Here is a 19031-nt window from a genome sequence, read left to right as displayed (position 1 = left end):
ACCGCGAACGTCCGCCGCCGGGCGGCCTGCGCCAGCACCTCACCGGTGGCGGCGTCGGGACGGAGCTCCGTGCTCGGGACGGTGCTCATCGTGGTGCCGGGTCTCCTCAGGTGGCGCGGACGGTCTGTCCGATGGTACGGCGGCGGCCCCGGGCGGGCCGGTCAGTGCGAGGTCGCGGGGGCCACCTCGGCGGCCAGCCCGGTCGGCCGGCGGAGCACCGCCCATGCGGCCACCCCGAGCACCCCGGTGAGCGCCGCCCCCAGGGCCGGGACGGCGAACGCCCCCTCCGCACCCCACCGGTCCACCGCCGTGCCGGCCAGTGCCGATCCGGCGGTGACCCCGACGGTGAGGCCGGTCGACGTCCAGGTCAGGCTCTCGGTCAGCGACGCGCGCGGCACCCGGGACTCCACCAGCGACATCCCGGCGACCAGCACCGGCGCGATCGTCAGGCCGGCCAGGAACGCCAGCGCGATCAGCATCGTCAGGGAGCTGACCAGGTACAGCGTCTGGGCGGCCACGGCGAACAGCAGCGCGCAGCCGAGGAACCGGGTCACCAGCGTGCCGGGCAACCGGACCACGCCGTAGACCAGGCCGGCGACCAGGCTGCCCGCGGCGTAGGCCGACAGCGCCAGCCCGGCGACGGCCGGCCGGCCCTCCGCGTCGGCGAAGCCCACCACGACGACGTCCATCGCCCCGAACACCGCGCCCATGGCCAGGTAGGTGACCGCGACGGCGATCAGCCCCGCGGTGAGCACCCGGATCCGCACGTGCGGCTGCCCGGCCACCCGGGGGGTGACCGGCGGCGCGGTCGCCTCCAGCCGGGACATGACCAGGCCGCCGATGACCCCGACCAGCAGCCCGGTCAGGAAGCCGGCGGGCGGGGAGACCAGCGCGGCCAGGAAGGTGACCAGCGGCGGTGCGGTGACGAAGACGACCTCGTCGGCGACCGACTCGAAGGCGAAGGCCGTCTGCCGCTGGGCCGGGTCGTCCAGCGCGTGCGCCCAGCGGCTGCGGACCACCGAGCCGATGCTGGTGCCGCTCGCCCCGGCCAGCACGGCCAGCGCGAACCACGTCCAGACCGGGGCGCCGGACACCACCACCCCGACGAACGACAGCCCCAGCAGGAGGTAGGCCAGCGCCGTCCAGCGCAGCACCTGGCTCTGGCCGTACCGGTCCATCACCCGGGCCCACTGCGGGCTGGCGACGGCGAAGGCGAGCGACAGGGTGCCGGCGATGGCCCCGGCGAGGGCGTAGCTGCCCGACTCCGCCTGGACGAGCAGCACCGAGCCGAGGCCCACGGTGGCCATCGGCACCCGGGCGAACCAGCCGGCGAGGGAGAAGGCCCGGGCCCCGGGGACGGTGAAGAGCCGGGCGTAGGGGGTGAAGACGGCGTGGGGTGACACGGCTGCTCGCGCTTCCTGGCCACAGGCGAGTGCGGGGGTGCCCGCCGGACCCTCGGGTGGCCCCGCGAACGTAGCAGCCGCCGTCCGGTCGAGACGGCGTCCGCCACGACCGCGCCCAGCTGCCCTTCCGGCACTACATTCGGGCCGTGACGACTCCCAGCCCCCTCCCCGACCCGCGGGTGCCCCCGCAGGTGACCCCGGGCAGCGGCGGGCTCGTCGACCGGCACGGGCGCACCGCCACCGACCTGCGGGTCTCGCTGACCGACCGGTGCAACCTGCGCTGCACCTACTGCATGCCCCCCGAGGGGCTCCAGTGGCTGCCCAAGGTCGAGCAGCTGACCGACGACGAGGTCGTCCGGCTGGTCCGGATCGGCGTGGAGCACCTCGGCATCCAGGAGGTCCGGTTCACCGGCGGTGAGCCGCTGCTGCGGCCCGGGCTGCCCGGCATCGTCGCGGCGACCACGGCGCTGCGCCCCCGCCCGGAGGTCAGCCTGACCACGAACGCCATCGGGCTGTCCCGGATGGCACCGGCGCTCGCGGCCGCCGGCCTCGACCGGATCAACGTCAGCCTGGACACCCTGGACCGGGAGCGGTTCAAGCAGATCACCCACCGCGACCGGCTGCCGGACGTGCTGGCCGGCATGCAGGCGGCCCGGGACGCCGGCCTGACGCCGGTCAAGGTCAACGCCGTCCTGATGCGCGGGATCAACGAGGACGACGCCGTCCCGCTGCTGGAGTACTGCCTGGAGCACGGCTACGAGCTGCGCTTCATCGAGCAGATGCCGCTGGACGCCCACCACGCCTGGACGCGCGGGGAGATGGTGACCGCCGAGGACATCCTGGCCCGGCTCACCGCCACGCACGCGCTGACGCCGGACGTCGAGGAGCGGGGCGCCGCCCCGGCCGAGCGCTGGCTGGTCGACGACACCGGGCTGACCGTCGGCGTCATCGCCTCGGTGACCCGGTCGTTCTGCGGCGCCTGCGACCGGACCCGGCTCACCGCCGACGGGCAGATCCGCAACTGCCTGTTCGCCCGCGAGGAGTCCGACCTGCGCAGCGCCCTGCGCGGCGGGGCCGACGACGCGGAGATCGCCGACCGCTGGCGGATCGCGACGCTGTCCAAGCTGCCCGGACACGGCATCGACGACCCGAGCTTCCTGCAGCCCGCCCGCCCGATGTCCGCGATCGGGGGCTGATCGTGCCGGTCACCGTGCGGTACTTCGCCGGCGCTCGCGCCGCGGTCGGCGTGGACACCGAGACCCGGGAGGCCGGCACCCTGGCCGAGCTCGTCGGCCAGCTCGCCGACGCCCACGGCGAACGGCTGGAACGGGTGCTGCCCGCCTGCTCCTTCCTGATCGACGGAACCTCCACCCGGGATCGCGCGTTGGTGCTGGCGCCCGGCTCGGTGGTGGACGTCCTGCCCCCGTTCGCCGGCGGATGAGGAGGCTCCGATGAGCGTGTTCGACAAGGCCAAGGCGAAGGCCGAGGAGCTGTTCGGCCGCGCCGAACAGGTCTACGGCGAGTCGCACGGCGATGCCGCGGCCACCATCGACGGCGAGGCCCGCCAGCTGGAGGCCGAGGCCGAGGAGGAGCGTGCCGAGCGCGAGCGCCGTGGCCGGGACGACGACGGACTGGCCGGCGCCGGCGCGCACTGACGCGACCGGCCGGCCAGCCGGTCGCTATCCGCGCAGGCGGATGGCGACCAGGGCGACGTCGTCCTCGGGCTGGCCGTGCACGAGCCGGTCGAGCAGCTCGTCGCAGAGCTCGTCCAGTGATCTGTCGGCCAGCTCCGCCGCGGCCGTCCGCAGCCGGGCCATGCCCTGGTCCAGGTCGCCGCCGCGGCTCTCGATGAGCCCGTCGGTGAACAGCAGCACCGTCGTCCCGCCGTCCAGCGTCACCACCGACTCCCCGCGGGAGGTCTCGGCGTCGACGCCGAGCAGCAGCTCGCCCCGCCAGTCGGCCAGCGCGGCCAGGGTGCCGTCGGGGTTGATCACCAGCGGCGGCAGGTGCCCGGCGTTGCTCCAGCGCATCCGGGTGACCCCGCGAGTCAGCTCGTCGGGGGTCTGCTCGAACCGCGCCACCGCCGCGGTGGCGTAGGTGCCGACGTCCAGCTGGGCCATCGACGCGTCCAGGCCGCGCAGCACCTCACCCGGCCCCGCGTCGCTGTAGGTCGCGATGCCGCGCAGCAGCGAACGCAGCTGGCCCATCGCCGCGGCCGCCGCGGTGTCGTGGCCGACGACGTCGCCGATGACCAGCATCGTCGCCCCGCACGGCTGCAGGAAGGCGTCGTACCAGTCGCCGCCCACCCGGGCCGCCTCGGCGGCCGGGGTGTAGCGGACGACGACCTCGGCCTGGTCGTGGGTGAAGGCCCCGGTGAGCAGGCTGCGCTGCAGTTCCTCGGCCAGCTGCCGCTGCTGGGAGAACAGCCGCACGTTGTCCAGCGCCAGGCCCGCCCGGTCGGCCACCTCCTGGGCGGTGGCCAGGTCGGCCTCCTCCATGACGCGGTCGCCGTCGAAGTACAGCGTCAGCGCACCGAGCGTCCGCCCCCGCCCGCGCAGCGGGAGCGTCACCCCGGAGTGCGGCCCGAGCAGCCCCAGCAGGTCCCGGGCCTCACCCTCGGGCATCAGCGCAGCCACGTCACCGGCGGCGGCGACGACGGTCTCGCCGAGCAGCGCCCGCACCACGGGGGAGGTGACCGGCATCGAGGTCAGCCGCACGGCGGCGTAGCGCTCCACCAGGGCACGGCGGGACGGGTCGACGTGCCACCAGCCGACGTCCCGGGGGCGGCCGTCGTCGTCCAGCACGGTCAGCACGCACCAGTCGCCCAGCACCGGGACGATCAGCCGTGGGATGCGGGCGGCCGCGGAGTCGACGTCCAGGGTGCCGGCCAGCTCGGCGCTGACCCGGGCCATCATCGCCAGCCGCTCCCGGCCGGTGCGGCGGTCGGTGACGTCGGAGAAGTAGCAGAGCAGACCACCCTCGGCCGGGATCGCCTGCACCTCGAACCAGCGGTTCAGCGGCGCCGGGTAGAAGCCCTCCACGCTGACCGGCTCGCCGGTGGCGACCGCGCGCCGGTAGGCCCGGCCGAACTCGTTGTCCAGGTTGGCCGGGAAGACCTCCCAGAAGTCCCGGCCGATCAGCTCTTCGCGGGAGAGGCCGAGGATCGCCACCCCGGCCTGGTTCACGTAGGTGATCCGCCAGTCGGCGTCCATGGACAGGAAGCCGGAGGGCATCGCCTCGACGACACGTTCACCAGCCCGCCAGGGCATGTGGGACCTCCCGGTCATTCCGCCACCCGCGGCACACCGGAGGAGCACTCGCCCCGTGCTTGGAGTCGAGTCGGTCAGTTATGCCATGCCGGTGGCCGGCGGGCAAGGAGCGACGTCACAGCCGACCCACCCGTCACGGGCAGGCGACCCACTCTTCCTCGCCGTCGGAGAAGACCTGCCGCTTCCAGATCGGCAGCCGCGCCTTCACCTCGTCGACGAGCTCCGCGCAGGCGGTGAACGCCTGGCCGCGGTGTGCGGCGCTGACCGCGCAGGCCAGCGCGACGTCGCCGATGCCCAGCAGGCCGATCCGGTGGGAGACGGCGACCGCCTGCACCTCCGGCCGGGCGGCGAACTCGGCGGCGATCTCGGCGATCAGCTCCGGCGCGGTCGGGTGCCCGGTGTACTCCAGCTCGGTGACCGAGCGGCCACCGTCGTGGTCGCGGACCACTCCGGCGAAGGAGACCACCGCACCGGCCGCCTTGTCAGCAACGGCCGCCTCGTGCTCGGCGACCGACAGTGGCTCCTCGGTCACCCGGGCCAGGATCGTCTCCACGGCCGCGAAGGTACTCGTCGGCCGGGCCCGGGCGGGCGGTCACGCCGTCGGCGGGACGTCCAGGTCGGTGGGGTCGGCCAGCCCGGTGCAGTCGACCTCGGTGACGTCGTGGGCGGCCAGGTAGGCGCGGGCGCCCTCGTCGCCGGACGCCGTCCCGGCCACCCCCGCCCAGTGCTCGCGGCCGAGCAGCACCGGGTGGCCGCGGACGCCGTCGTAGCTGGCGACGGCCAGGGCGTCGGGGGCCGCGAGCTCGGCCAGCCGGGCCAGCGCCGCCGGCGTCATCCCCGGCATGTCGACCAACTGCACCAGCACGGCGTCGACCCGACCGGGCCAGCCGCGCAACCCGTCGAGCCCGGTGCGCAGGCTCGAGGCCATCCCGGTCTCCCAGTCGCGGTTGGCCAGCACGGTCGCACCGGTCAGGTCGGCGGTGCGCCAGACGTCGACCGCCTGCGCGCCGAGGACGACGAGCACCGGGTCGCAGACCGCGGCCGCCGTCCGCACCGCCCGTTCGACCAGCAGGGTGCCCTCGTACTCGACCAGGGCCTTCGGCATGCCGTACCGGCGGCCACCACCGGCGGCGAGCACGAGCCCGGCAACGGGCGCATCCGACGTCACTCCCCCACTCTCTCAGCGCGGGTAGACGGTGAGCTCGCTGGCCTTGACCGACGCCCACACCTCGGCGCCGGGGGCCAGCCCCAGCTCGGCGAAGGACGTCGCCGTGACGTCGGCGGTCAGCGGCACCTCCCCGGCCAGGTCGCAGCGCACGACCGAGCCGTGCGGGGTGGCCGCCGCCAGCCGCAGCGGCCAGACGTTGCGTGGACTGCCGACCGGCCGCTGCAGGTAGAGCGCCACCGACTCGGGCCGGACGGCGACGAACACCGGCCCGCCGACGTCCTCGGCGACCGCGACCGTCCCTCCGCCGTCCAGCGCGACCTGGGTCCCGGCGCCCTGCCCGGCCAGCAGCACGAGCCCGACCAGCCGGGCCACGTAGTCGGTGCGCGGCCGGCGGGCGACCTCGGCCGGGGTGCCGGCCTGCACGACCCGTCCCTCCTCGATGACGACGACCCGGTCGGCCAGCGCCATCGCGTCGACCGGGTCGTGGGTGACCAGCACCGCGCTGCCGGGGTAGTCGCCGAGGTGCCGGTGCAGCTCGGCGCGCACGGTGAGCCGGGTGCGGGCGTCGAGCGCGGACAGCGGCTCGTCGAGCAGCAGCAGCTGCGGCCGGCCGACCAGGGCCCGGGCGAGCGCGGCGCGCTGCGCCTGCCCACCCGAGAGCTGTCCGGGACGCCGGTCGCCGAGCCCGGCCAGCCCGACCCGTGCCAGCCAGTCCTCCGCCGCGGCCCGGGCCGCCGGCCGGGAGGTGCCGCGGGTGCGGGGCCCGAAGGCCACGTTCTCGGTGACCGAGAGGTGCGGGAACAGCAGGTGGTCCTGGAACACCATGCCCAGCGACCGCTCGTGTGCGGGCAGGTGCGCGTCGGGGGAGTTCCAGACCTCGTCGTCGACCTCCACGCGGCCGCCGTCCGGGCGCAGCAGGCCGGCCAGCACCCGCAAGACGGTGGACTTGCCGGCGCCGTTCGGCCCGAGGACGGTGAGCACCTCGCCGTCGGCCACGGCCAGCTCCACATCCAGCGCCAGCGTCCCGCGCCGGACGACGACGTGCGCGACCAGGCTCACGTGACCGCCCCCCGCCCCAGCCAGCGGTCGCGCAGCAGCAGCAGGGTGGCCAGGGAGACACCGAGCAGCACCAGGCTCAGCACGATCGCCGCCTCCGGGTCGCGCTGCAGGGTCAGGTAGACCGCCAGCGGCATGGTCTGCGTCGTCCCCGGGAAGTTGCCGGCGAAGGTGATCGTGGCGCCGAACTCCCCCAGGGCGCGCGCCCAGCACAGCACCGCGCCGGCGGCGATCCCGGGTGCGACCAGGGGCAGGGTGACCCGGCGGAACGTCGTCCACCGGTCGGCGCCGAGGGTGGCGGCGGCGTCCTCGAAGCGGGCGTCGGCGGCGCGCAGGGCGCCCTCCACGCTGATCACCAGGAACGGCATCGCCACGAACGTCTCGGCGACGACCACCGCGGCGGTGGTGAACGGCAGCGAGAGACCGGTGGCCTCGAACAACCAGCGACCGATGATCCCCTGCCGGCCCAGCACCAGGAACAGCGCGACCCCGCCGACGACCGGCGGCAGCACCAGCGGCACGGTCACCAGCGCGCGCAGCACCGACCGGCCACGCAGCTGCGACCGGGCCAGCACCCAGGCCAGTGGGACGCCGAGCAGCAGCGAGACGACGGTGGCCAGGGTGGCCGAGACGAGCGACAGCCGCAGCGCCTCACCGACGCCCGGCCGGGCCAGCTGCGGGCCGAGGTCGGACCAGGGCGCGCGCACCAGCAGCCCGAGCAGCGGCAGCACCAGGAACGCCACCCCGAGCAGCGCCGGCACCAGCAGCGGCGCCGGCACCCCACCGCCCCGCCCTCGCCCCCCTCTCCGCCACCAAGATGGCCATCTCGGTGGCGCTGGGTGGGTCACGGGAGGCGGAAGCCGGCGTCGGCGAGGGCCTGGCGGCCGGTGTCCGAGCGCACCAGGTCGACGAAGAGCTCTGCCGCCGCCGGGTTGCGAGCCGCCGCCAGCACCGCCAGCGGGTAGCGGTTCACCACGTCGGCGGCCTCCGGGACCTCGATCGCCTCCACCGCAGAGCCGGCCGCCGCGACGTCGGTCGCGTAGACCAGCGCGGCGTCGACCTCGCCGAGCTGCACCTTGGTCAGCGCCGCCCGCACGTCCTGCTCCAGGGTGTCCGGCGCGGGGGTCAGGCCGGCGGCGTCGAACACCCGCGCGGCCGCCGCCCCGCACGGCACCTCGGCGGCGCACAGGGCGATGCTCTTCCCCGGGTCGGCGAGGTCGGCCAGCCCGCGCACGTCGGCCGGGTTGCCCGCCGGGACGGCGATGAGCAGCGTGTTCTCCGCGAAGACGGCGGGGTCGCCGGCGACCAGGTCGGCGACGGCGTCCAGCTGCTCCTCGTCGGCGGAGGCGAGGACGTCGGCCGGCGCCCCCTGCACCACCTGCGTCGCCAGCGCGGAGCTGCCGGCGAAGTTGAACTGCACGTCCAGTCCCGGGTGCTCGGCCGTGAGCTGGTCGCCCAGGTCGGTGAAGACGTCGGTCAGCGAGGCCGCCGCGAAGACGGTGAGCGTGCCGGAGACCTCGCCGTCCGTCTCGGTCGCCCGCCCGCCGTCGTCGACCCCGCAACCAGCCAAGGCCAGCAGCAGGGCGCCGGCGACCAGCTGCCTCACGGCACGAGGCCTCTGGCGATGCGCGCTCGCTCCGCTCCTCGCTCGCTGGCGCTCGCTGCGATGCTCACTCACGGCACGTCCACGCTGACCTGGGTGGCCTTGACCGTGGCCACCGCCCGGACGCCGGGCTCCAGCCCCAGCTCGTCGGCGGCCTCGCGGGACATCAACGAGACCAGCCGGAACGGCCCGGCCTGGATCTCCACCTGCGCCATCACGGTGTCCCGCACCACCCGGGTGACGATCCCGGCGAGCCGGTTGCGGGCCGAGGACGAGCGGGTGGTGCCGGGCGGGGGCGTCTCGTGCAGCTCGGTGGCGACCCGGGCCAGCTCCGCGCCGTCGACCTGCGCCGGGCCCCCGTCGCGGGTGGCGGACAGCCGATCGCCGTCGATCCAGCGGCGAACCGTGTCGTCACTGACGCCGAGCAGCGCAGCTGCCTCGGCGATCCGGTAGGAGGTGGACACGCCGGCACCCTAGTTCCGCAGCTGCGGACGGACAACCCGCCGATGACCCGCAGTCGCGGACCAAGAGGTGATCAGGCGGCGACCCGGTGAACCAGCCGCTCGCCGCCCGTGGCCGCCGGCCGCACCGCCGCAGGCGTGGGGCGCCGCGTGGTCAGCGCCCAGGCGGTGACCCGGACCATCGCCTCCCGGATGATCCGCGAGCTCATCTTGCTCTCGCCGAACTCCCGGTTGACGAAGAGGATCGGCACCTCCACCAGCCGCAGGCCCCGTGCCCACACCTGCCGGGTCATGTCGATCTGGAAGCAGTAGCCCTCGCTCTGGACGGCGTCGAGCTCCAGCCGCTCCAGCGTGTGCCGGCGGAAGGCCCGGAAACCCCCGGTGGCATCACCCACCGGCAGTCTCAGCGCAGCCCGCACGTACCGGTTGGCGGTGCGGCTGAGCAGTTCCCGACTGCGCGGCCAGTCGGCGACGGCACCGCCCGGCACCCAGCGCGAGCCCAGCACGGCGTCGGCTCCGGCCAGGGCGGCCAGCAGCCGGGGCAGGTCCTCGGGGCGGTGCGACCCGTCGGCGTCCATCTGCGCCACCACGTCGAAGCCCTCGGCCAGCGCCCAGCGGAAGCCGGCGATGTAGGCCGGCCCCAGCCCCTCCTTGCCCGGGCGGTGAAGCACGTGCACCCGCGGGTCGTCGGCGGCCAGCCGGTCGGCCAGCTCGCCCGTGCCGTCGGGGCTGTTGTCGTCGATCACCAGCACGAGGGCATCCGGGACGGCGCGCAGCACCCCGGCGAGCGTGCGCGGCAGGCTCTCCCGCTCCTGGTAGGTGGGGATGCAGACGCACGTGGACCGAGGATTCACCGTCCCGCCATTACCGGCCCCGACCTCTCGGACACCCCGTTCTTCAACATTGTTTGGCGACACTCGCCGTTACCGGATCGTTGTGCGATTCACTTGCCGAGAGACAATTCATCTCTGTGACCTGATCGTTATGCCCGCTTGGTGTGTGAGGGCGGGGATATGCGGTCATGCCTTTCCGTGACCGTTCACCCGAACTCAGGAGCACCCCATGAACAAGCTCGTCCGCGGCGTCTCTGCCGCCACCTTCTCCAGCCTCATGATCTTCGGTGTCGCCGCCTGCGGTGACGAGGCCGGCGAGGTCGAGGTCACCGAGACCGAGGAGATCACCGAGACCGAGGAGCTCGAGACCGAGGTCACCGAGACCCTCGAGCCGACCGAGACCGAGACCGAGGTCGAGGAAGAGGTCGTCGAGACCGAGACCGAGGTCGACACCGAGACCGAGACCGAGTTCAGCACCGAGACCGAGGGCTGAGTCCCCGGGTGACCGCTGGGGCACGCGACCAGTGAGCGCAACCGCATCCACGGTCGCGCAGCGAGAGACGGGCGGCGCCTCCGGGCGCCGCCCGTCGTCGGTTCGGCGTCTGTCACCGGGGGTCGTGCAGTGGGGCGTGCCACTGGCGCTGCTGGGCCTCGCCGCCGCCATCCGGCTGTGGGACCTCGGCGACCCGGACCGCCTCTACTTCGACGAGAAGTACTACGCCGTCGACGCCTCCGACTACCTGGCCCGAGGTGTCGAGGAGGGTCGCCCGGCGCACCCGCCCATGGGCAAGTGGGTGATCGCCGCCGGGCTGGAGCTGTTCGGTTCCACCCCGTTCGGCTGGCGGGTCGGCGTGGCCGTCGCCGGCTCGATCACCGTGCTGCTGACCTACCTGAGCGGGCTCCGCCTGTTCCGCCGCACCGCGCCGGCCGCACTGGCCGCCGTGCTCGTCGCCCTGGACGGCCTCGCGGTGACGGCCAGCCGGATCGCGATGCTCGACGCGGTCCTCGCCCTGTTCGTCGTCGCCGCGTTCTCGCTCGTGCTGCTCGACCGGGACGCCCGCCTCCGCACCCGCGAGGCCGGGGAGGGGCTGCGCCGGTCCCTCGTCGGCTCCCGCTACCGCTGGCTGGCCGGGGTCACCCTGGGGTTCGCGGTGGCCACCAAGTGGTCCGGCCTGCTCGCCGTCGGCCTGGCCGGGTTGCTGGTGCTGGGCACCGAGCTCAGCGGCCGGGGTGAGCCGTTCCGCCAGGCCACCCGCCGCGCCGTGGCGGTCACCGGCGGCGCCGTGCTGAGCCTGCTGATGGTCCCCGCGGTCGTCTACCTGGCCACCTTCACGGGCTGGTTCGCCAACTACTCGGAGAGCTACGCCGCACAGCAGGCCTGCGAGGCCGGGGACTGCGGCACCTCGGTGGGCGACCGGCTGGGGACCTGGGCGCAGAGCCAGGTCGACCTGGTCGACTACCACGTGGGCCTGGAGGCGAGCCATCCCTATCGCTCGAGCCCGCTCGGCTGGCCCTGGCTGGAGCGGCCGGTGCTGGTCTACGCCGAGAGCTGCACCACCGCACAGCAGGAGGCCGGGGAGTGCGAGGTGCCGCCGGACACCCGGGCGCGCATCGTCATGCTCGGCAACCCCGGCCTGTGGTGGCCGGCCCTGCTGGCCTACCCGGTGCTGCTCTGGCGGGCGGTCGCCCGCCGGGACGGCGTCGCGGCCACCATCCTGGTCCCGCTGGCACTGCTGTGGGTTCCCTGGCTGGCCGCGAACAAGCCCGGCTACTTCTTCTACATGGTGCCGGTGGTGCCGTTCATCGCCCTGGGCCTGGCCCGCGCGGTGCAGGCGACCCGCCGGCCGCGGCTGCTCGGTGCGGTGGCGCTCGCCCTGTCCGCGGCCGGGTTCGCCTTCTTCGCCCCGGTCTGGCTGGGGCTCCCGCTGGAGTCCGACGCGCTGGACCTGCGGTTCTGGCTGGACTCCTGGAACTGACGGCACCGCCACGGACGGCGCCGTGCGGCCTGCGGGTCGTTTGTCGATCTCGGGGGTCGGGAAGTCGCGCTCGGTGACCCAGACCGCCCAGCGCTCCGCCCCCGCCACGACCGCCGCCGGGGGGTCGGCCTCGGTACGCACCCGGCGGATCCGGGAGACCGCCCGGGAGGTGCTCGGGTTCGACGAGTTCCGCCCCGGCCAGGAGGACGCCATGAAGGCGGTCGCGGCCGGCCGCGACACCCTCGCCGTGCTGCCCTCCGGGGCGGGCAAGTCCGCCGTCTACACCGTCACGGGGTTGCTGCTGGACGGCCCGGTCGTCATCGTCTCCCCGCTCATCGCCCTGCAGCGCGACCAGGTCCAGCGCCTGGCGGAGCTGGGTGAGGAGCGGGTCGGCCGGGCGGCGGTGCTCAACTCGGGGCTGTCCGCGCAGGAGCACCGGGACGTGCTGGACGGCGTGGGTGACGGAACGGTCCGCTACTGCTTCCTCGCGCCCGAGCAGCTGGCCAAGCCGGAGGTGGTCCAGGCGCTGCGGGCGGCGTCGCCGGCGCTGTTCGTCGTCGACGAGGCGCACTGCGTCTCCGCCTGGGGGCACGACTTCCGCCCCGACTACCTGCGCTTGGGCGGGGTCGTCCAGCAGCTGGGCCACCCGACGGTGCTGGCGCTGACCGCGACCGCCGCGCCCCCGGTCCGGGCCGAGATCGTGGCACGGCTGGAGATGACCGACCCGGAGGTCGTCGTGGCCGGGTTCGACCGTCCGGAGATCCGGCTGGAGGTCGAGCAGCACGCCGATGCGCACGCCAAGCACACCGCCGTCCTGGACCGGGTCACCGCGCTGACCGAGCGGGGCAGCGGGATCCTCTACAGCGCCACCCGCCGCAGCACCGAGGAGCTCGCCGAGGCGCTCGCCGACCGTGGGCTGCGCTCCCGGGCGTACCACGCCGGGCTGCGGAAGAGCGACCGTGCGGAGGTGCAGCGGCAGTTCATGGCCGACGAGCTCGACGTCGTCGTCGCCACCACCGCCTTCGGCATGGGCATCGACAAGCCGGAGACCCGGTTCGTCGTGCACGCCGAACCGGCCGACTCGGTCGACAGCTACTACCAGGAGATCGGCCGGGCCGGCCGCGACGGCGAGCCGGCGGTGGCGGTGCTCATGTACCGCCAGGAGGACCTCGGGCTGCGCAGGTTCTTCGCGGCCGGCGCCCCGGCCGAGGAGGAGCTGCAGCAGGTCGCCGGGCTGGTGCAGGCCGGGGCGGCTGCCGGGATGGACGGCGTGGACGTCCGCGACCTGCGCGAGGAGACCGGCCGCCCCGCGACCCCGCTGGTCCGCGACCTCAACCTGCTGGAACAGGCGGGCGCCATCGTCCTGGACGAGGAGGGGACGGCGTCACCGGCCCCCGACGCACCGCGTCCCGGCCAGGCCGCCGCTGCCGCGCGAGAGCTCGCCGAGCACCAGGTCAGAGTCGACGAGAGCCGGATCGAGATGATGCGCGGCTACGCCGAGACCACCGGTTGCCGGCGGCAGTTCCTGCTCGGCTACTTCGGCGAGCAGCTGGTCCACCCGTGCGGGAACTGCGACAACTGCAGCGCCGGGCTCTCCCAGGAGCACGCCTCCGACGCGGACCACCCGTTCCCGGTCGACGTGCCCGTCGAGCACACCGAGTGGGGCCCCGGCGTCGTCATGCGGCACGAGGACGACCGCATCGTCGTCCTGTTCGAGGAGGTCGGCTACAAGACCCTCGCCCTGCAGGCGGTGGTCGACCACGGCCTGCTGCACCAGCGCGCCAGCGGCTGACCGGCCCGGGCTCGGACGAGGCCGCAACCGCGCTGCTCGGCGAGGACGCACGGGTGGGTGATCCGTGCCGCTCACCGTGCGGCGCCCGACCTCCGGCGTGATCATGAACGGGGACCGGGCCGCTGGAGCCCGGCCGGGAGGAGTGCACGTGAAGGTCCTGGGCATCAACGCGATCTACCACGACCCGTCGGCGGCGCTGGTCGTCGACGGGGAGGTCGTCGCCGCAGCGGAGGAGGAGCGGTTCAGCCGGCGCAAGCACGGCAAGCGCCCGCTGCCCTGGAGCGCCTGGGAACTGCCCGAGCTGTCCGCGGCCTGGTGCCTGCGGGAGGCCGGCATCCGTCCCGAGGAGCTGGACGCGGTCGCCTACTCCTTCGACCCGGCGCTGATGGGCACCCCGGAGGAGTCGGGGTTGTTCGACGACGGCGACGTCATGCGCAAGAAGTACGCCGAGATGGCCCCGGACTTCCTGGCCCACGCCCTGCCCGGCCTCGACCCGGCGAAGGTCCGCTTCGTCAAGCACCACGTCGCGCACGCGGCGTCGGCCGGGCTGGCCGCCCCGCAGCGGGACAACGCGGTGCTGGTGCTCGACGGTCGTGGTGAGGCGCACAGCCACTTGGCCGGCCGCTACGTCGACGGGCAGCTGGAGGTGCTCGCCGGCCAGGCGCTCCCGCACTCCCTGGGCCTGATGTACGAGGACCTCACCGACCACCTGGGCTTCCTGCGCAGCTCCGACGAGTTCAAGGTCATGGCAATGGCCAGCTACGGCAAGCCGCGCTTCGTCGGCGAACTGGCCGAGCTGATCCGGGCCACCGACGACGGCGGGTTCCGCACCGAGGCGATCGACTACACCGAGTTCGCCCCCCGCCTGGGCAAGGGCGACCAGTGGACCTCCGACCACGCCGACCTGGCCGCCAGCGTCCAGCGGCGGCTGGAGGAGGTGCTGATCGACCTGGCCCGCTGGGTGCACGAGCAGACCGGGGAGAAGACCCTCACCCTGGCCGGCGGCACCGCACTCAACTGCGTGGCCAACACCCGGATCCTGGCCGAGAGCCCGTTCGAGCAGGTCTGGGTGCAGCCGGCCGCCGGGGACTCCGGGACGGCGCTGGGTGCCGCCCTGCACGTGGCCCGCGAACTCGGCGAGGACACCCAGCCGATGCCCGGCGCCGCACTCGGCCGGGGCTGGTCCGACGACGAGATCGAGCAGGTGCTCATCACCGCGGCCATCGACTACGAGCGCCCGGACGACGTGGCCGAGGCCGTGGCCGAGGTGCTGGCCGACAACGGCATCGTCGCCTGGTTCCAGGGTCGCAGCGAGTACGGCCCGCGCGCGCTGGGGCACCGCTCGCTCATCGCCCACCCCGGCTTCGAGGCCAACTTGGAGCGAATGAACGACGTCAAGGGACGGGAGCAGTTCCGCCCGGTGGCCCCGATGGTGCTGCTGGAGAAGGCGCCGGAGATCTTCAGCCGCGGGCCGATCCCCTCGCCGTACATGCTCTTCGTGCACGACGTGGCCCCCGAGTGGCGCGAGCGCATCCCCACGGTCACCCACGTCGACGGGACGGCCCGGATCCAGACCATCGACCCGGAGACGTCCCCGCTGGTGCACCGGATGATCTCGGCGTTCGAGCGGCGCACCGGGCTTCCGGTCGTGGTCAACACCAGCCTGAACACCGCCGGCCGGCCGATGGTGGACGACCCGCGGGACGCGCTGGAGTGCTTCGGCTCGGCGCCGGTCGACCTGCTGGCGATCGGCCCGTTCGTCGTCCGGCGACCGAAGGCGACACCCCGCCCGGCCTGAGGTGACGTTTCGGCAACGGCCGTCACCCCTTCGGGTGGCGGCCGTTTTCGTGTGGACTCCCTGGGAACTCCCTGTGCAGGCCCGCTGGGCACCTGGCGGGCGCACACGAAACGGAGGCCCCCATGTCCAACGCAGACCTGCCCGGCGCCGCCAACCGAGGCATGACCTGGCCGCAGATGCTCGCCATGGCGATCGGTGTCGTCTACACCCTCGTCGGCATCGTCGGCTTCTTCATCACCGGCTTCGACGACTTCGCCGAACACACAGACGAGACCATCCTCGGGTTCGGCATCAACCCGCTGCACAACATCGTGCACCTCGTGATCGGCCTGGCCGGCATCGCGCTGGCCCGGAAGCTGAGCACCGCCCGCACCTACGGCTGGCTGCTGGTCGTCGGCTACGGGGCGGCCTTCGTCTACGGCCTGTTCGCCGCAGGCGAGGACGACTCGCTGAACTTCCTGAGCATCAACTGGGCCGACAACTGGCTGCACCTGGCCAGCGTCCTCGCCGGCCTGGCCATCGCGCTCGGCCCGGTGAAGACCGTGGACACCGCGCACGGGTCGGACCACTCCCTGCGCCGCTGACCCCAGCGGCCGAGGACCGACTCGGCACACCGGCTGCACCACGACCGCCCGGACACCACCTGGTGTCCGGGCGGTCGCGCGTGTGGCACCGAGTGCCGACCCCGATGCGTCCTGCGTCACGTCCGGCGCTAACGTCCGTCCATGGACTTCACCCTCTCCGCCAAGGCCGAGGACGTCAGTGGCCGGATGTGGGACTTCATGCGGGAACAGGTCTTCCCCGCTGAGCCCGTGTACGAGGAGTGGCGCGCCGCGCGCGGCCACGACGACCACGCCCACCCGCCGATCCTGGAGGACCTCAAGGTCGAGGCGCGAAAGCGCGGCCTGTGGAACCTCTTCCACCACGAGCTGGGCGGGATGAGCAACCTCGAGTACGCCTCGATCGCCGAGATCATGGGCTGGTCGCCGACGATCGCGCCGGAGGTGACCAACTGCGGGGCTCCGGACACTGGCAACATGGAGACCCTGATGCTCTTCGGCACGCCGGAGCAGAAGGAGCGCTGGCTCACCCCGCTGCTGGAGGGGGAGATCCGCTCCGGCTTCGCGATGACCGAGCCGGACGTCGCCAGCTCCGACGCCCGCAACATCCAGACCTCGATCGTCCGGGACGGCGACGAGTACGTGATCAACGGGCGCAAGTGGTGGACCAGCGGCGCCGCCGACGAGCGCTGCGAGATCTTCATCCTGATGGGCAAGACCGACCCGGACGGCCCGCCGCACCGCCAGCAGTCGATGGTGCTGGTGCCCCGGGACACCCCCGGCCTGGAAATCGTCCGGCACCTGCCGGTGTTCGGCTACCAGGACCAGCACGGGCACTCGGAGCTGCGGTTCACCGACGTCCGGGTCCCGGTGACCAACATCCTGTCCGGCGAGGGCGACGGCTTCATGATCGCCCAGGCCCGGCTGGGCCCCGGCCGCATCCACCACTGCATGCGGGCGATCGGCATGGCCGAGCGGGCGCTGGCCCTGATGGTCGAGCGGGCGAAGGCCCGGATCGCCTTCGGCCGGCCGCTGGCCGAGCAGGGCACCGTGCGCGAGTCGATCGCGCTGTCCCGGATCGAGATCGACCAGGCCCGGCTCTACGTGCTGCAGACCGCCGACCTGATCGACCGGTTCGGCGCCAAGGGCGCCCGCACCGAGATCTCCGCGATCAAGGTCGCCGCCCCCCGGGTGGCCCTGGACGTCATCGACCGGGCGATCCAGCTGCACGGCGGTGCCGGGGTCAGCGGCGACACCGTGCTGGCCCGCTTCTACGCCAGCGCCCGCACGCTGCGGATCGTCGACGGGCCGGACGCCGTCCACATCCGCGGGGTCGCCAAGGAGGAGCTGGCCCGGGAGCGGCCCTTCAGCGGCTGAGCGATGGGCCCACCGGCGTGCCGGTGGGCCCATCGGACCTCATTCGTCGAAGACGAGGGACGGGGTGTCCTGCCGCAGCGTCTGCCCCCGGAAGAACTCCGGGTGCCGGGCCCGCCAGACGAACATGAGCACCGCGCCGGCGAGGAGCAACCCGATCCCGATGACGAAGACGCTGCCGATGCCGAACACCGACGAGCCGCTGCCGTACGCCGGGTCGAGCGTGTCGACGGCGGTCTGCACGAACACCGCAGTGAGCATCAGCGCCCCCACCAGCGGGAAGATCCCCTTGAACACCAGGTCACGGAGGCTGCGGCGCAGGTCGCGGCGGAAGTACCAGACGCAGGCGTAGGCGGTCAGGCCGTAGTAGAAGCAGATCATCAGGCCCAGCGCGTAGACGGTGTCGATGAGGACGTTCTCGCTGATCAGCGTCATGCCCACGTAGAACACCGCGGTGGCCACCCCGGCCGCCAGGGTCGCGGTGGACGGCGTCAGGAAGCGAGGGTGCACGTCGCCGAACCGCTTCGGGATCGCCCCGTAGGTGCCCATCGCCAGCATGGTGCGGGCCGGCGGCAGGAACGTCGTCTGCAGCGAGGACGCCGAGCTGGCCACGACGGCGAGGAAGAGCAGGAAGGCCAGGCCGGTGCCCATCACCGGGTCCGCGAGCGCGGCGAAGACGTTGGCGCCCGTGTCCTCGTTGCCGAGGCCGGTTCCGTCGTCGCCGATGCCGGCGTACATCTGCACGGCGACCGCCACCACCAGGTAGGTCACGACGATGACGGCCATGCACAGCAGCGCCGCCCGGCCCGGCGTGCGGGCGCTGCCGGCGGTCTCCTCGTTGACCGTCAGGCAGGTGTCCCAGCCCCAGTAGATGAACAGCGAGAGGGAGAGCCCTGCGGTGAACGCGCTGAACGATTCGATCGCGGTCGGGTCCAGCCAGGACAGCTCGAAGGGGATGCTGGCCGGAGCCGAGCCCGCCTTGGCCAGCGCTAGCACCACGAAGAGGGCGAGCACTGCCAGCTGGAACCCGACCAGGACGTACTGCACGCGCGTGGTCGTCTGCACGCCGCGGTAGGCCACCCAGGTGGCCAGGGCGACGAACGCCACGCAGGTGAGGACGTTGACCACCGTGTTGCCGCCGAGCTCGCCCAGCCACTCCGACCCGGTGAGCTCGCCCAGCAGCAGGTAGAAGAACGAGACGGCGACCCCGGCGAGACTGGACAGCACGATGATCGTCGCCAGCAGCGCCCCCCAGCCGGCCAGCCAGCCCACGTAGGGGTTGAAGGCCTTGGTGGCCCAGGTGAACGAGGTGCCGCAGTCCGGCGCGACCCGGTTCAGCTCCCGGTACCCGTAGGCGACCAGCAGCATCGGGAGGAAGCCGGCGAGGAAGATCGCCGGCATCTGCAGGCCGACCTCGGTCACCGTCGGGCCGAGCGTCACGGTCAGGGCGTACACCGGCGCGATGCTGGAGACCCCGAGCACGATGCTGGCCAGCAGGCCGACCGAGTTCTTCGACAGGCCCTTCGTGCGGAGATCGCCCGTCGCAGCGGGTGCCGGCGAGTCGAGTGCCATGCGGTGTCCTCCCTCGGACGCGCCCGGGGGCACGCGGGTGGTCGCAGCGTGGCGGTGTGCCACGTGTCACGTCGAAGCCAGCCACGCGCCGCCGGGACAAGGAAGGTGCCGGTCCGTACACCACCGGGCTCGAAGCCGGACACTCTGGCAGCCCCGCCCGAGGCAT

19 protein-coding genes and 1 pseudogene are annotated in these 19031 nt (G+C 73.6%); 9 read left to right on the top strand and 11 right to left on the bottom strand.

Annotation, left to right across the window (positions count from 1 at the left end; translation table 11 throughout):
- Positions 1-161 precede the first annotated feature (161 nt).
- Positions 162-1403 (bottom strand): MFS transporter, encoded by a 1242-nt coding sequence (locus IN07_RS09115; RefSeq protein ID WP_036335335.1) that lies wholly within the window; start codon positions 1401-1403, stop codon positions 162-164.
- Between the two features lie 146 nt (positions 1404-1549).
- Between IN07_RS09115 and moaA the strand changes: the two genes are divergently transcribed.
- From moaA to IN07_RS09100, 3 genes are read left to right on the top strand one after another with little or no spacing between them, the layout of a single operon-like run.
- Positions 1550-2599: a GTP 3',8-cyclase MoaA gene (gene moaA / locus IN07_RS09110; protein ID WP_197058410.1), complete on the top strand. Its 1050-nt coding sequence runs from the start codon at positions 1550-1552 to the stop codon at positions 2597-2599.
- 2 nt (positions 2600-2601) lie between these two features.
- Positions 2602-2844 carry a MoaD/ThiS family protein gene (locus IN07_RS09105; protein ID WP_036335334.1) on the top strand — a complete coding sequence of 81 codons (243 nt, stop codon included), beginning with the start codon at positions 2602-2604 and terminating at the stop codon, positions 2842-2844.
- A gap of 10 nt (positions 2845-2854) precedes the next feature.
- The gene (locus tag IN07_RS09100; protein WP_036335332.1) at positions 2855-3058 is read left to right on the top strand and encodes a hypothetical protein; all 204 of its coding nucleotides are present in this window, start codon (positions 2855-2857) and stop codon (positions 3056-3058) included.
- A 24-nt stretch (positions 3059-3082) separates the two neighbouring features.
- Here IN07_RS09100 and IN07_RS09095 read toward each other — a convergent pair whose 3' ends face one another.
- From IN07_RS09095 to IN07_RS09060, 9 genes and pseudogenes are all read right to left on the bottom strand, one after another.
- Positions 3083-4672, bottom strand: a complete 1590-nt coding sequence (locus IN07_RS09095) for a SpoIIE family protein phosphatase (RefSeq protein ID WP_052091060.1) — start codon at positions 4670-4672, stop codon at positions 3083-3085.
- 133 nt (positions 4673-4805) lie between these two features.
- Positions 4806-5225, bottom strand: a complete 420-nt coding sequence (locus IN07_RS09090) for a molybdenum cofactor biosynthesis protein MoaE (protein ID WP_231558070.1) — start codon at positions 5223-5225, stop codon at positions 4806-4808.
- A 39-nt stretch (positions 5226-5264) separates the two neighbouring features.
- Positions 5265-5840, bottom strand: a complete 576-nt coding sequence (locus tag IN07_RS09085) for a nucleotidyltransferase family protein (protein ID WP_036335331.1) — start codon at positions 5838-5840, stop codon at positions 5265-5267.
- Positions 5841-5852: 12 nt separating this feature from the next.
- On the bottom strand, positions 5853-6308 hold the full coding sequence (locus IN07_RS27040) for a TOBE domain-containing protein (protein ID WP_456237858.1): 456 nt from the start codon (positions 6306-6308) through the stop codon (positions 5853-5855).
- 120 nt (positions 6309-6428) lie between these two features.
- A pseudogene (locus tag IN07_RS27035) lies at positions 6429-6866 on the bottom strand (ATP-binding cassette domain-containing protein); the annotation flags it as partial.
- A 29-nt stretch (positions 6867-6895) separates the two neighbouring features.
- Positions 6896-7675 carry an ABC transporter permease gene (locus IN07_RS09075; protein ID WP_036335329.1) on the bottom strand — a complete coding sequence of 260 codons (780 nt, stop codon included), beginning with the start codon at positions 7673-7675 and terminating at the stop codon, positions 6896-6898.
- Between the two features lie 65 nt (positions 7676-7740).
- Entirely contained in the window at positions 7741-8502 is a 762-nt protein-coding gene (modA, locus tag IN07_RS09070; RefSeq protein ID WP_036335327.1) for a molybdate ABC transporter substrate-binding protein, read from the bottom strand.
- Between the two features lie 68 nt (positions 8503-8570).
- Entirely contained in the window at positions 8571-8963 is a 393-nt protein-coding gene (locus IN07_RS09065) for a TOBE domain-containing protein (RefSeq protein ID WP_036335325.1), read from the bottom strand.
- Between the two features lie 71 nt (positions 8964-9034).
- Positions 9035-9814 carry a polyprenol monophosphomannose synthase gene (locus IN07_RS09060; protein ID WP_036335324.1) on the bottom strand — a complete coding sequence of 260 codons (780 nt, stop codon included), beginning with the start codon at positions 9812-9814 and terminating at the stop codon, positions 9035-9037.
- A gap of 208 nt (positions 9815-10022) precedes the next feature.
- On the opposite strand from IN07_RS09060, the gene IN07_RS25140 reads away from it, so the two are divergent.
- The 6 genes from IN07_RS25140 to IN07_RS09030 all read left to right on the top strand — a co-directional run bounded on the left by IN07_RS25140 (position 10023) and on the right by IN07_RS09030 (position 17296).
- Entirely contained in the window at positions 10023-10286 is a 264-nt protein-coding gene (locus IN07_RS25140) for a hypothetical protein (protein ID WP_036335322.1), read from the top strand.
- A gap of 136 nt (positions 10287-10422) precedes the next feature.
- The gene (locus IN07_RS09050; protein WP_036335320.1) at positions 10423-11769 is read left to right on the top strand and encodes a phospholipid carrier-dependent glycosyltransferase; all 1347 of its coding nucleotides are present in this window, start codon (positions 10423-10425) and stop codon (positions 11767-11769) included.
- Positions 11770-11842: 73 nt separating this feature from the next.
- Positions 11843-13561: a RecQ family ATP-dependent DNA helicase gene (locus IN07_RS09045; protein ID WP_052091059.1), complete on the top strand. Its 1719-nt coding sequence runs from the start codon at positions 11843-11845 to the stop codon at positions 13559-13561.
- Between the two features lie 148 nt (positions 13562-13709).
- Complete coding sequence (locus IN07_RS09040) at positions 13710-15359, top strand: carbamoyltransferase family protein (RefSeq protein WP_036335351.1); 1650 nt, start codon at positions 13710-13712, stop codon at positions 15357-15359.
- A 122-nt stretch (positions 15360-15481) separates the two neighbouring features.
- Positions 15482-15943: a DUF4383 domain-containing protein gene (locus IN07_RS09035; RefSeq protein ID WP_036335318.1), complete on the top strand. Its 462-nt coding sequence runs from the start codon at positions 15482-15484 to the stop codon at positions 15941-15943.
- 141 nt (positions 15944-16084) lie between these two features.
- Positions 16085-17296, top strand: a complete 1212-nt coding sequence (locus IN07_RS09030) for an acyl-CoA dehydrogenase family protein (RefSeq protein WP_036335317.1) — start codon at positions 16085-16087, stop codon at positions 17294-17296.
- Positions 17297-17335: 39 nt separating this feature from the next.
- On the opposite strand, the gene IN07_RS09025 is transcribed toward IN07_RS09030, so the two are convergent.
- A complete protein-coding gene (locus tag IN07_RS09025) occupies positions 17336-18865 on the bottom strand; it encodes an APC family permease (protein ID WP_036335316.1) in 1530 nt (509 codons plus the stop codon).
- Positions 18866-19031: the final 166 nt, after the last annotated feature.

This window comes from Modestobacter caceresii, assembly GCF_000761485.1.
GTDB lineage: Bacteria > Actinomycetota > Actinomycetes > Mycobacteriales > Geodermatophilaceae > Modestobacter > Modestobacter caceresii.
The sequence above is the reverse complement of the archived record's forward strand: the minus strand, read 5'-3'. Positions and strand labels throughout refer to the sequence as shown.

Bases quoted from the DNA above. Each gene is read 5' to 3' on its own strand.
- IN07_RS09100 (WP_036335332.1), top strand. From the start codon at position 2,855: ATGAGCGTGTTCGACAAGGCCAAGGCGAAGGCCGAGGAGCTGTTCGGC.
- IN07_RS09095 (WP_052091060.1), bottom strand. From the start codon at position 4,672: ATGCCCTGGCGGGCTGGTGAACGTGTCGTCGAGGCGATGCCCTCCGGC.
- IN07_RS27040 (WP_456237858.1), bottom strand. From the start codon at position 6,308: ATGGCGCTGGCCGACCGGGTCGTCGTCATCGAGGAGGGACGGGTCGTG.
- IN07_RS25140 (WP_036335322.1), top strand. From the start codon at position 10,023: ATGAACAAGCTCGTCCGCGGCGTCTCTGCCGCCACCTTCTCCAGCCTC.
- IN07_RS09035 (WP_036335318.1), top strand. From the start codon at position 15,482: ATGTCCAACGCAGACCTGCCCGGCGCCGCCAACCGAGGCATGACCTGG.
- IN07_RS09030 (WP_036335317.1), top strand. From the start codon at position 16,085: ATGGACTTCACCCTCTCCGCCAAGGCCGAGGACGTCAGTGGCCGGATG.
- IN07_RS09025 (WP_036335316.1), bottom strand. From the start codon at position 18,865: ATGGCACTCGACTCGCCGGCACCCGCTGCGACGGGCGATCTCCGCACG.